The 11,534-nt window shown below is 32.8% G+C and carries 13 protein-coding genes; 7 read left to right on the forward strand and 6 right to left on the reverse strand.

The genetic code is table 11. From position 1 onward, the window contains the following. Positions 1-28 precede the first annotated feature (28 nt). Entirely contained in the window at positions 29-871 is an 843-nt protein-coding gene (locus GQ46_RS16345) for an aminotransferase class IV (protein WP_044404053.1), read from the forward strand. Here the strand turns inward: GQ46_RS16345 and GQ46_RS16350 are convergent. The 5 genes from GQ46_RS16350 to GQ46_RS16370 all read right to left on the reverse strand — a co-directional run bounded on the left by GQ46_RS16350 (position 868) and on the right by GQ46_RS16370 (position 5,441). Further along, the gene (locus GQ46_RS16350; RefSeq protein ID WP_044404055.1) at positions 868-1,428 is read right to left on the reverse strand and encodes a YqgE/AlgH family protein; all 561 of its coding nucleotides are present in this window, start codon (positions 1,426-1,428) and stop codon (positions 868-870) included. The two genes, GQ46_RS16345 and GQ46_RS16350, sit on opposite strands and share 4 nt — an antisense overlap. 138 nt (positions 1,429-1,566) lie before the next feature. Beyond that, positions 1,567-1,839 carry an HU family DNA-binding protein gene (locus GQ46_RS16355; RefSeq protein WP_044404057.1) on the reverse strand — a complete coding sequence of 91 codons (273 nt, stop codon included), beginning with the start codon at positions 1,837-1,839 and terminating at the stop codon, positions 1,567-1,569. 192 nt (positions 1,840-2,031) lie between these two features. Continuing rightward, positions 2,032-2,988: a methionyl-tRNA formyltransferase gene (fmt, locus tag GQ46_RS16360; RefSeq protein ID WP_044404060.1), complete on the reverse strand. Its 957-nt coding sequence runs from the start codon at positions 2,986-2,988 to the stop codon at positions 2,032-2,034. Next, the gene (locus tag GQ46_RS16365; protein WP_044404062.1) at positions 2,988-4,889 is read right to left on the reverse strand and encodes an ATP-dependent DNA helicase RecQ; all 1,902 of its coding nucleotides are present in this window, start codon (positions 4,887-4,889) and stop codon (positions 2,988-2,990) included. The genes fmt and GQ46_RS16365 overlap by 1 nt, the downstream gene beginning before the upstream one ends. Before the next feature lie 9 nt (positions 4,890-4,898). Beyond that, a complete protein-coding gene (locus tag GQ46_RS16370; protein ID WP_044405266.1) occupies positions 4,899-5,441 on the reverse strand; it encodes an AAA family ATPase in 543 nt (180 codons plus the stop codon). Between the two features lie 262 nt (positions 5,442-5,703). On the opposite strand from GQ46_RS16370, the gene GQ46_RS16375 reads away from it, so the two are divergent. From GQ46_RS16375 to murA, 3 genes are all read left to right on the forward strand, one after another. Then, positions 5,704-5,997, forward strand: a complete 294-nt coding sequence (locus GQ46_RS16375) for a DUF493 family protein (protein WP_044404063.1) — start codon at positions 5,704-5,706, stop codon at positions 5,995-5,997. Positions 5,998-6,186: 189 nt separating this feature from the next. Continuing rightward, positions 6,187-6,849 (forward strand): DUF4290 domain-containing protein, encoded by a 663-nt coding sequence (locus GQ46_RS16380; protein ID WP_044404065.1) that lies wholly within the window; start codon positions 6,187-6,189, stop codon positions 6,847-6,849. 8 nt (positions 6,850-6,857) lie between these two features. Next, positions 6,858-8,174, forward strand: a complete 1,317-nt coding sequence (gene murA / locus GQ46_RS16385) for a UDP-N-acetylglucosamine 1-carboxyvinyltransferase (protein WP_044404068.1) — start codon at positions 6,858-6,860, stop codon at positions 8,172-8,174. A 184-nt stretch (positions 8,175-8,358) separates the two neighbouring features. Here the strand turns inward: murA and GQ46_RS16390 are convergent, their stop codons facing one another. Further along, entirely contained in the window at positions 8,359-9,168 is an 810-nt protein-coding gene (locus GQ46_RS16390) for an amidohydrolase family protein (RefSeq protein ID WP_044404071.1), read from the reverse strand. A gap of 308 nt (positions 9,169-9,476) precedes the next feature. Between GQ46_RS16390 and GQ46_RS16395 the strand changes: the two genes are divergently transcribed. The 3 genes from GQ46_RS16395 to GQ46_RS16405 all read left to right on the forward strand — a co-directional run bounded on the left by GQ46_RS16395 (position 9,477) and on the right by GQ46_RS16405 (position 11,261). After that, the gene (locus GQ46_RS16395; protein WP_044404073.1) at positions 9,477-9,842 is read left to right on the forward strand and encodes a hypothetical protein; all 366 of its coding nucleotides are present in this window, start codon (positions 9,477-9,479) and stop codon (positions 9,840-9,842) included. Between the two features lie 84 nt (positions 9,843-9,926). Further along, positions 9,927-10,463 (forward strand): hypothetical protein, encoded by a 537-nt coding sequence (locus GQ46_RS17290; protein ID WP_052503513.1) that lies wholly within the window; start codon positions 9,927-9,929, stop codon positions 10,461-10,463. Between the two features lie 3 nt (positions 10,464-10,466). Then, the gene (locus GQ46_RS16405; RefSeq protein WP_156133267.1) at positions 10,467-11,261 is read left to right on the forward strand and encodes a hypothetical protein; all 795 of its coding nucleotides are present in this window, start codon (positions 10,467-10,469) and stop codon (positions 11,259-11,261) included. Positions 11,262-11,534 lie beyond the last annotated feature (273 nt).

Raw genomic sequence — 11,534 nt, forward strand, 5'->3', positions numbered from 1 at the left:
GTCCTGAAGTAATTCAGGACTTTTTTTTATGATTAATTACAACGGAACGTTTAATAAAAACACAGAAAATTTAAGCATTACTAATAGAGGTTACGCTTATGGTGATGCTTTATTTGAAACTATAAAAGTGTCTTATGGAAAGCTTTTATTTTGGGAAGATCATTATTTTAGATTGATGGCGTCTATGCGAATCATGCGCATGGAAATCCCTATGACTTTTACCATGGAGTTTCTTGAAGCTGAAGTTTTAAAAACAATTGAAGCTAATGATTTGGGACAAACATCTGTTCGTATAAAAATTAGTGTACATAGAAATGAAGGTGGTTTGTATAGTCCAACAACAAATGCGGTAAGTTATGTCATTACAGCAAAGGCCATTGAAAATGATTTTTATTTGCTAAATGAGGCTGATTATGAGGTTGACTTGTATAAGGATTTTTATGTGGCACCAAGTTTATTATCTACACTTAAAACCAATAATAAGGCCTTAAATGTTTTAGGTAGTATTTTTGCAAAAGAAAATGACTTAGATAACTGTCTGCTTTTGAATACCAATAAAACGGTCATTGAAGCGCTAAACGGAAATTTATTTCTTGTAAAAGGAAAAACAATTAAAACACCGCCTTTAACTGATGGGTGCTTAAAAGGCATTATGCGTAAGCAAATCCTAGATATTTTAGAGGTATTACCAGACTATAGTATTGAGGAAACTTCAATCTCTGCTTTTGAACTTCAAAAAGCTGATGAATTATTTATTACTAACGTTATTCATGGCATTCAACCAATAACAAAGTACAGAAAAAAAAGCTATTCAAATACTGTTTCTAAAGTGTTACTTCAAAAACTAAATGTGAAGATAAGATTGTCTTAATTATAGGTAGGGTTTTCTGGAGCGTTAGACCAAATACTATAGTCACCACCCAGTTCTATCATTTTTTCTTTCCAGAAAAATTCGTAATCTTTTTCAATAATGGTGTTTTTGTGTACGTTTTTTGTTACCACCCAAGCATTAGACTTGAGTTCTTCTTCTAACTGATTGATTTCCCATCCCGAGTAACCTAAAAAGAATTTGATATCCCTCTCAGTTATTTTTTCTTCAATGATTAATTTTGAAACCTCGCCAAAATCGCCTCCCCAAAAAATACCTAAAGAGATTTCAATGCTATTGGGAATCAATTCTGGTACCTTATGTATAAAATAGAGATTATCCTGTTCAACAGGACCTCCATTATAAACCTTAAAGGGCGCATTGATTTCGGGAACTAAATCATTAATCGTGTAATCTAAAGGCTTGTTCAGTATAAAACCAATAGAGCCCTCTTCTGAGTGATTTGTTAATAAGACAATGGACCGATTAAAAGATAAATCTCCAATTATTGATGGTTCAGCAATTAACAAATCCCCTTTTTTTGGTTTGGTCAAAATCATAATAAAAAGGATTTAATCATATTAAATGTAAAGTTTATTTATTAAATACACAACGTTTATACAGGTTAATATACAAAAAAAAAGCCTTCCCACGATACATCGTGAGAAGGCTTTTAAATGATATAATGTTGTAAATAATTAGTTTACAGCACTTGATAAATCAGATCCAGCTTTAAACTTAACAACGTTTTTCGCTTTGATTTTGATTGTTTTTCCAGTTTGTGGGTTTCTTCCATCTCTTGCAGCTCTTTTAGAAACTGACCAAGAACCGAATCCTACTAATGAAACTCTGTCACCTTTTTGTAAAGCGCCTTCTATTTCAATTAACGCACATTCTAAAGCTTTTTTTGAAGCTGCTTTAGTAATTCCTGCGTGTTCTGCCATAGCATCGATTAAATCTGTTTTGTTCATAATTTAAATTTTAATTATTAATAAATAGTTGGTAAACAATATTTTTGTTAAATCCTCTACAAATTTATACGGATTATGCTACTATGCAAGTAATAGCAAGGGAAATACCAAAATTTGTTGATAACTTAAACCATTTGTTAATAAAGGTGGTGTTTTTTGTGATTTTTTAACTTTATCACTGTTGATAAGGCTTTACACCATTTTTGCATCCTTTTCAAAAGAATAACCATTTAAAAGAGATTTAATGTCCATGGTCCGTTTTCCTGGTAGCTTTAGCTCTAGTATTTTTATAAAACCTTCTTTTACAGCGACTTTAGTTTCTTTTTTAGTGGAAATAATTTGACCCACCGCATAGTCATGGGCAACAACTTCTTTTTCTGAAGTATAAATTTTCACATCTAAAGTAGTATCTCCGTTATGCAAAGTGCTCCAGGCAGCGGGGTAGGGGCTTAAGCCACGAATTTTATTATATATAGTATCTATTGGTGCTGACCAATCTATTTTACAATTTTCTGTATTTAGTTTATAGGCTGTTTTGCTAATCGCATCTTCAGGTTGTGCTATGGTCTTAACAGCGCCTTCTTCTATTAGTTTTACTGTTTTTAGTACTAGGGTACTCCCAAGAGTCATTAGTTTGTCGTGAAGGCTTCCTGCATTTTCATTGGCTTCAATGGGTAGCTCCTCCTGGAGAATCATGGCGCCAGTATCTATTTTTTCATCTATAAAGAATGTAGATACCCCAGTTTTTGTTTCTCCATTTATTATTGCCCAATTAATTGGTGCTGCACCACGGTAGTTTGGTAAAAGAGAGGCATGAAGATTAAAAGTGCCATACTCAGGCATTTGCCAAACCGCTTTTGGTAACATTCTAAAGGCTACCACTATTTGTAGGTTTGCCTTTAGGGCTTTTAGTTCTTTTAAAAAATCCGCGTCTTTAAGATTAGTGGGTTGTAAAATATTTAAATGCTGTGCTTCAGCAAATTCTTTTACAGCACTTTTGTTAAGTTTGCGGCCGCGGCCTGCTGGTTTGTCTGGAGCAGTAATAACACCAACAATAGTATAGTTGTTTTCTACAAGTGTTTGTAAAGTGGTGACGGCAAAATCTGGTGTGCCCATAAAAACTATCCGTAAGTCTTTTTCCTTTGTCATTATATATGTGCTAATTTATAGGTATTGGTTTTTGTAATACTTATTATTTCTTGTTCTAATAAGACTTTTAATGTGCTGTTTATTTGTGTTTCAGAAAAATTTAGACGCTCAAATAAACTTCGAGATGATAAATTTTCAGACTCTAAAGCTTCTATTATTTTTCGGGTAATCACTTTTGAATCCGCTAATTTAGATGGTTTTCGACTAATACAAACAGAACAAACACCGCAATCAGAAGCGTCTTTTTCTCCAAAATAGGAGAGGAGTTGTACGCTTTTACAAAGGTCATCATTATTTATATAGTTTAAAACCGAAAGCACCTGTTTTTCCTTTAGTACGTTTTGTTGTTTTATAACAGTAGAAATGCTATTAATCGTATTATCATCTTCTCGCGGTTGCAAATACGTTATTTGTGCATCTGTCTTTGAATTTTTAAATGTAATAATCTCAGCTTTTTCTAATTGTTTTAGCACAGCAAAAATAACATTTTCATTAACTGAGGCTTTCTCGGCTACCAAACTGGTATTGATTTTAGTTTCCTGTTCAAAAATGCCGCCATAAGTTCTTAAAATCGATTTTACGACCGTATTACTCTCTGAATGTGTTTCTAAATAGTTAAAAAGAGCGGCATTGCTTACAATAAACTGTACAATGGTTCTTTGGTTAAACTGCTTTGAAAGTGTTATCACACTCGTTCTGTCTAGTAATAGTAAGGCATTGTAGGCTAAAACAGTATTAAATTTATAAAGCTTACAAAATTTATTAAAATTGAAATCGAATGTTTCATTGACACCTTCACCATAAGGAATTTGAAAATAACTGCTCAACTTCCTATAGATTACCTTTATAAAGTCAACCCTTGGCAGCACGTTTAAAAACTGGTTTTTAACCAGACCTTCATCCGCGTTGTTTTTTAAAATAACGGCAAATGCCTTGTTTCCATTTCTTCCTGCACGTCCAGCTTCTTGAAAATAACTTTCCATGCTTTCAGGCAAGTTTAAATGGACTACCGTTTTTACATCGGGTTTGTCTATACCCATGCCAAAAGCGCTGGTAGCAACTATAATTTGCTTTCTGTTTTGCATCCAGTTATCAAGAGCCGCATCCTTCTCTTTGTTTGTTAGTCCGCCATGATAATAAGTAGAAGTAAAGCCTTTGCTTTCCAAAAACCGGCTGACCTCTAATGTTGCTTTTCGGTTTCTGACATAGACGATTGAAGCCGCTGGATTTTTTTTTAAAATAGCCTCTAACCTGAAATATTTATCTTCTTCGTGGAAAACCATATAGGCTAAATTAGGCCGAGAAAAAGACTGTCGGAATACTTTCGGACTAATAAAATCAAGTTCTATAATTATGTCCTCAACCACTTCTGGAGTTGCACTTGCGGTTAAAGCAATAACATTTACAGTGGGCTGTAACTCACGTAACTTTGTAATATTTTTATAGCTTGGTCTAAAGTCGTTTCCCCATTGGCTAATACAATGTGCTTCATCTACTGCAATAAGATTCACATGCATTTGCCGTATTCTATCTTGAACAATATCTTGTTGTAAACGTTCGGGGGATAAATACAAGAATTTATAATTGCCATAAATACAATTGTCTAAGAGTGTGTCTAATTGCGAATAGGAAATACCACTGGTTAAAGCCATTGCTTTTATACCTTTATCTTGTAATGCCTGCACTTGGTTTTTCATAAGTGCTACTAAAGGCGAAACGACAATACAAATGCCTTCTTTGGCCAAAGCTGGAATTTGAAAACATAGCGATTTACCTCCACCAGTAGGCAAAAGAGCAAAGGTGTCTTCACCTGCTAAAACCGAATTTATAATGTCTTCTTGAAGCGGCTTAAATGTGGTGAATTTCCAATAACGTTCTAATATGTTTATAGGATGCTCCATTACTACGAATTACAATACTTTTACAACATCGATAATATAATCTGCTCTAGCTTCAATGGAGCCAAAAGGAACATCTCTTAAATTATAGCCATAGCTGTTGTAGGTATCTAGCAGTTTTTCATGAATTTCTATGGCCTGGTCAAAATTTTCATAACGTTCATTATCACTCGTGAAAATATCCTGCCACGGCGCTAAGATAAAAACCGAATCATAAACATGTTCTTTGCAGGCGAGCTTAAAAACATTGGCATAACTAGTGCCTTTAAAATCCATATACGCGGGCACATCTGGAATACCACGATCTAAAAACACGAATTCATTATCACTTGAAATAGCGTCCTTGTATTGTGTAATTCTTCCTTCTAAAAGTAATTCACTAAACTTTATAGGATCTGTTAAAAAAAGCTGCTCAATACCTTCTTCTCTAGCTTTTAATATCACGTCTCTAGATATTTCTTCAAAGCAGGTAAACCCTCTTTTTGTTAACTCCTTTATTAGTGAAGATTTTCCGGTTCCTGGACCACCGGTTATGACAATAGTTTTTGTATTCAATTGTGGTATAATTTTAGCTGTAAAATTCGTGATTAAACCTGGATTATGCACTAAAAATTCTTTATGAAGTTTGGAAATGCAATAAAACCTGACATTTTACTCGTTTTAGAATAGCCTAGCTATGGTAAAATTTGAAAATGTAGTAAAGTGATTGTTTTTAAGCAGTTTCAAGCTATAATAGATTTTGTAATGTGTAATCCAAGGTAAAAAGGTATAAAAAAAATGCAAAGTATAACTTATCTTTGTAACTTATTTGAGACTTATGAGCGAGAAACAAAATCCAGATGAATTTTATAAGAAGCTAAAAGAGCAGTTGCAGGATACTGCATTATGGCCCACGGAGTACTTGTATAAATTTATTGTTAAATCTGATGCGAAAAAAATTTTAGATATCGAAGCTATTTTTAACCATTTAGGAGCGGTGATTAACACAAAAGAATCTAGTAATGGTAAATACACCAGCGTTTCAATACATGTGCGTTTAAAAAATCCTGATGCTGTTATTGAAAAATACAAAGAAGTCGCCGCCAAAATAGAAGGGGTTATTTCTTTATAGAAAGTATCTTGCTTTCTGTTTTTAAAGAGGAAAAGGGACCAATAGATTGGTAACAGGGGTTTGTTAACTAAATAATTCAAGTTATGAACGTAATTTCTCTATAATTTTTACGTTATACATTAAACTTTTTGTATTTTGCCAAAGCATTAGAATCTTCAATGCATTACATTAATTCTACACATTTTTATTTTGATAGACGACATAGAATACAACACAGAGCGTGAGCATTTAATCATTCCAGAATATGGAAGACACGTTCAAAAAATGGTGAACTTTGCTATTAAGCAAGAGACTAAAGAAGAACGCAGTAAAGTTGCTAAAGCAATTATTTCGGTCATGGGAAATCTACAACCTCATTTACGTGATGTGCCAGATTTTCAGCATAAACTTTGGGATCAACTCTTTATCATGTCTAAATTTGAGTTAGACGCAGATTCTCCTTATGGAATGCCATCTAAAGAACTTTTAGAAGAGAGACCAGAAACATTAGAATACCCTCAGAATTTTCCAAAATACCGTTTCTACGGTAACAATATCAAAACGATGATTGATGTGGCTATTTCATGGGAAGATGGCGATTTGAAAGAAGCGTTAATCTATACTATTGCCAACCACATGAAAAAATGTTTCTTAAATTGGAACAAGGACACCGTGGAAGATAGTGTGATTTTTAATCACTTATTCGAATTATCTAATGGTGAGTTGAACCTTAAAGATTCAGAGGAAGAATTAACAGATTCTGCAAGTTTAATAAAAAGTAGTAATAAGAAAAAGTATACCAATACGCATTCTAGCAAAAAGGGATCTCAAAGTAAATCCAATACATCTAACCGCAACAAAAAACGATATTAAAATAGCAAATGGGTACATTTATTATTGAAGGCGGACACCAGCTAAAAGGTGAAATACAGCCTCAAGGCGCGAAAAACGAAGCATTACAAATTTTATGTGCTGTATTGCTGACTTCTGAAAAAGTTACCATTAATAATATTCCAGATATTATTGATATCAATAAACTCATGATGCTTTTAGGCAATTTAGGGGTTAAAGTTGAGAAAATAACAGAAGGAACTTATACTTTTCAAGCAGACGACATTAATCTAAAATATTTAGAATCTGCCCTGTTTAAAGAAGAAGGGCGTGGTTTGCGTGGCTCAATCATGATTGTTGGACCCTTATTAGCACGTTTTGGAAAAGGGTACATTCCTAAACCGGGAGGTGATAAAATTGGCCGTCGTCGTTTAGATACCCATTTTGAAGGCTTTATTAACCTTGGTGCGAAATTTAGATATAATCGTGAAGATTATTTTTATGGCGTAGAGGCTGAAAAACTTAAAGGAACAGACATGCTTCTCGATGAAGCATCGGTTACTGGAACAGCTAATATTGTCATGGCCGCTGTTTTAGCAGAAGGTAAAACAACGATATACAACGCGGCTTGTGAACCTTACTTACAGCAATTGTGTAAAATGCTGAATCGTATGGGGGCAAAAATCTCTGGTGTGGGTTCTAATTTATTAACCATAGAAGGCGTAGACCGTTTAGGCGGAACAGAACATACCATGCTTCCTGATATGATTGAAATTGGTAGTTGGATTGGTCTTGCAGCTATGACGAAGAGTGAACTTACCATTAAAAATGTAAGTTGGGCTGATTTAGGACAAATACCAAACGTATTTAGAAAACTAGGGATTACCTTAGAAAGACGTGGAGACGATATTTATATTCCTGAGCATAAAGAAGGTTACGAAATACAAAACTATATTGATGGTTCTATTTTAACGATTGCAGATGCGCCTTGGCCTGGTTTTACTCCAGACTTACTAAGCATTGTTTTAGTTGTTGCAACGCAAGCAAGAGGCGAAGTATTAGTACACCAAAAAATGTTTGAAAGCCGTTTATTCTTTGTAGATAAGATAATTGATATGGGCGCAAAAATTATTTTGTGTGATCCGCATAGAGCGACCATTATTGGTCATGATTTTAAATCACAGCTAAAAGCAACCACCATGACGTCGCCAGATATTAGAGCAGGTATTTCATTATTGATTGCTGCATTATCTGCAAAAGGAACCTCTAAAATTCATAATATCGAACAAATTGATCGCGGTTACCAACACATAGTAGAACGTCTACAACGTATAGGTGCAAAGATTGAAAGAGTAGAAGGAAACTAAAATAAGTTCTTTATATAAAACATAAAGAGGCTGTCTAAAAAGACTTTTAAATTTATTTTGTCAGGTTGGGCTTGTCGAAACTAATATTTATTACCAGTAGGTTAAAATATTTCGACAGGCTCAATATGACAATGAACTCGTCTTTTTAGACAGCCTCTTTTTTTATATAATAAGATGTAAAAAATTAAAGCTTTTTTACATCTATATCAAAGAGCTTAGCCGCATTTTTCCAAAGGATTAACTCCTTTTTTTCATCTGCTAGTTCTAATTGATTCATAAATTTTAAATAAGATTCCATATTAGAAATGGGCCAATCTGTACCGTATAACAAATAATTTGGGTCACCTGCATACGTAATCATTTCTTCAATTTCTTTTTTCATGTAGCGTTCGAACTTTTCAGAAAAATTACCCAGAACCAATCCTGAAATATCAGCATACACGTTTTTGTTTTTATAGACGACTTCCATACAATCTTTAATCCATGGATTTCCAATATGACAGATTACTATTTTTAAATCGGGGTAATCTACTGCTAAATCATCAATATGTATGGGGTGAGAGTATTTTATTTTACCAGTAGGCGCGTAGGTGTCACCAGAATGAAACATGACTGGAACATCATATTCTATAGCCATTTCGTACATGAGTTTCAATCGAATATCGTTTGGGTAAAACGGCTCGTAGCCTGGATAAAATTTTAAACCTTTTATGAGGCCATTTTCTAGGTATTCACTTATTTCTCTTACATCTCTATGGTCATAATGTAAATAACTAATACCAGAAACAACACCTAAGTTATCACGGCCTTTTATAGCTTCAACAACCTGCCTTGTGCTGGGACGGTGCTCATTAACTTTATAAGAAGACAGCACTAACGAATAGTTTACCTTGTTTTCTAACATGTTATCCGTAAGATTGTTTAGACAATCTTCTAGAGAAACCACCCGGTCTTCGTGGTAATTATTAATATGAGTATGTACGTCTATAATCATGTTTGTTTTTGTTTTGAATGCAGTGGTTTATAACACTTAGATTTAAAAATTAGAGGCTTTTTATCTCCTTAACGGTGTTGATCATACTTTTTTCTGTTTGTCCATAAAACAGATTAAAAATTTTTAGATTAAAAACATTGAAATTACCAAAAAACGACCACAACAACCCTATTCATTTTCTTTTTTTTAAGGATAAACACCCTTTTTAATTTGGTGTTATGTCTTTTTAAAAACAAGTTTTTTCCTGCTATAATTTTTATGTTCAAGACATAACTTGCATGTATTATAAACCAAAATAATATTTAATTATGGAAAATGAATGCAAAAATGACTTCTTTAAGGACATGAAGTTGTCAAGACAAGAAATTGAAACTTTTGAAAAATATGTAACGACTATTGAAAAAGCACAAAAGAATGGTGTAGAGTTTTTAAATGCAGACGTTTTAGCATTTACACCTGCAGCTTTATTAGTGGTAGCCGTTGCAAAATTTGCGTACGATGTATACCAAGATTATGGCACAATTGCAGCAGATCCTCAAGACTTTCAAGTGCACTTTAAAAGTATTATTAAAGAGCTTAGCGCGTTAGAATCTATGGATCAAGATTCACCAAGTTTAGATACTTATGCAAGATTAAGAAAGGACTTAATTTGTGCCAAAAAAAAATCTAAATAATTTATTAATTAATAAAGATGTCTTGAGGAAATAGTTTGTAAAGCTGATTTAAGTTAAGGCATCTTTTAATTAAAAAACAGGACAATGTATATATTATATTTAATAATTTTTGGAGCTTGGTTACTTTTTACCATTGCTTGGCAATTTGAAAAAGTAAGAGAACAAAGTAAAATACTACGGGTCATAAACACTTTTAATATATTACCCATTTGGACTTTTTTTGCACCAAATCCTGGAATGTATGATACCCATCTTTTATATAGAGATAAGTTAGATGGTGGAGCATTTAGTGATTGGCATGAGATCGATGTCGTACAAAGTCGAAAATTTTATCACTTTATCTGGAATCCTCATAAACGAACAAACAAACTAACCATTGATGCTATTTCTGAGGTTAAGGCTATTAAAAATGCAGGGATACTCAAAGAAATAGACGACATGATTCTTGTTAATCAAATTAAATTCTCTAAAGGTTATATGTTATTACTTAATATGATATTTAGCCATAAAAAGAAAAAAGAGACTTCAGTATCTCGGCAATTTATAGTTTTAGATTCTACAAATATTGGAGGACAAAGAAATTTAATCCCTTTATTTTATTCACCTTTTCATAAATTTTAAATCATGGATATTACAATTATATATTACTACATCATTTTAATATTATCTATAGGATTATCTATAAAATCGTGCGAATATTTATCCACTATAAAAATGTTTCAAAAAGGAAATGCTTTTGATTATTCAGTAATTGGTATAGATATGTTTCAAATGGGAAAACTTGGTTGGTTTTTTAAGCTTATTTATTCTAAAAATGGTGTGATTTCTCTTATTACTTTATCTTTAATGTCTACCGTAATTATTTATGCCTCACCATTTAATAGTGTACTGTTTAGTACTGCTGTAGTGGTATTATTAAGTGTGAATTTACTATTGTATTACAGACATTCTTATGGTTTAGATGGCGCAGATCAAATGTCGTTGTTGCTTATTATTACAGTGTTTTTATGCTATGTTTTTGCAAGTGACCCTAATATTCAAAAAATTGGTGTTTTCTTTATTGCGTTTCAATTATCGTTATCGTACACAGTAGCGGGAATTGCAAAATTGTTTTCTAAACAATGGAGAAGCGGTTTAGCTATTCAGGGTATTTTGAGTACTTATACCTATGGTATGAAATTTACTAGAGAAAAACTTACCAAAAACAAGTTTATGTGTTTGACTTTATGTTGGCTTACTATTATAATGGAAATATGCTTTCCGTTAGTTATATTTTTAGACCCACAAATAACTTTAATCTTTTTAGGTTTCGGTTTCTTATTTCATTTATCGATTGCAATAGTAATGGGATTAAACGATTTTGTTTGGGGTTTTTCAGCCGCCTATCCAGCATTTTATTATTTGTCGACTTTAATATGAGTTCGTTTTATCGAGCTCTAAAAAATAGTATATGCCATTACTCATGAAAGACTAAAGTAAACAAGCGCTTTTCCTTTTCTGAGGTATTAAGAGATGCAGCATGGCCGTAGTGTACTTTTTTACAAAATAATGAATTTGGAGAATGGGTTTTTGTTTTTGCCAGTATTCCGTTTTTTAAGGTTTCGTTTTTTTCTTATAATTTGTCTGTTGATCGTTTAATGAAAAGGCTAGTACGTTTATAATATTTTAATTTACACTAAATTAAAACATTAT

The organism is Lacinutrix sp. Hel_I_90, from assembly GCF_000934685.1.
Taxonomy (GTDB): domain Bacteria; phylum Bacteroidota; class Bacteroidia; order Flavobacteriales; family Flavobacteriaceae; genus Lacinutrix.

Excerpts from the sequence above, each read along its gene's own strand:
- GQ46_RS16345 (WP_044404053.1), top strand. The coding sequence starts at position 29 with ATGATTAATTACAACGGAACGTTTAATAAAAACACAGAAAATTTAAGC.
- GQ46_RS16350 (WP_044404055.1), bottom strand. The coding sequence starts at position 1,428 with ATGATTTTGACCAAACCAAAAAAAGGGGATTTGTTAATTGCTGAACCA.
- GQ46_RS16355 (WP_044404057.1), bottom strand. The coding sequence starts at position 1,839 with ATGAACAAAACAGATTTAATCGATGCTATGGCAGAACACGCAGGAATT.
- fmt (WP_044404060.1), bottom strand. The coding sequence starts at position 2,988 with ATGACAAAGGAAAAAGACTTACGGATAGTTTTTATGGGCACACCAGAT.
- GQ46_RS16365 (WP_044404062.1), bottom strand. The coding sequence starts at position 4,889 with ATGGAGCATCCTATAAACATATTAGAACGTTATTGGAAATTCACCACA.
- GQ46_RS16375 (WP_044404063.1), top strand. The coding sequence starts at position 5,704 with ATGAGCGAGAAACAAAATCCAGATGAATTTTATAAGAAGCTAAAAGAG.
- murA (WP_044404068.1), top strand. The coding sequence starts at position 6,858 with ATGGGTACATTTATTATTGAAGGCGGACACCAGCTAAAAGGTGAAATA.
- GQ46_RS16390 (WP_044404071.1), bottom strand. The coding sequence starts at position 9,168 with ATGATTATAGACGTACATACTCATATTAATAATTACCACGAAGACCGG.
- GQ46_RS16395 (WP_044404073.1), top strand. The coding sequence starts at position 9,477 with ATGGAAAATGAATGCAAAAATGACTTCTTTAAGGACATGAAGTTGTCA.
- GQ46_RS17290 (WP_052503513.1), top strand. The coding sequence starts at position 9,927 with ATGTATATATTATATTTAATAATTTTTGGAGCTTGGTTACTTTTTACC.
- GQ46_RS16405 (WP_156133267.1), top strand. The coding sequence starts at position 10,467 with ATGGATATTACAATTATATATTACTACATCATTTTAATATTATCTATA.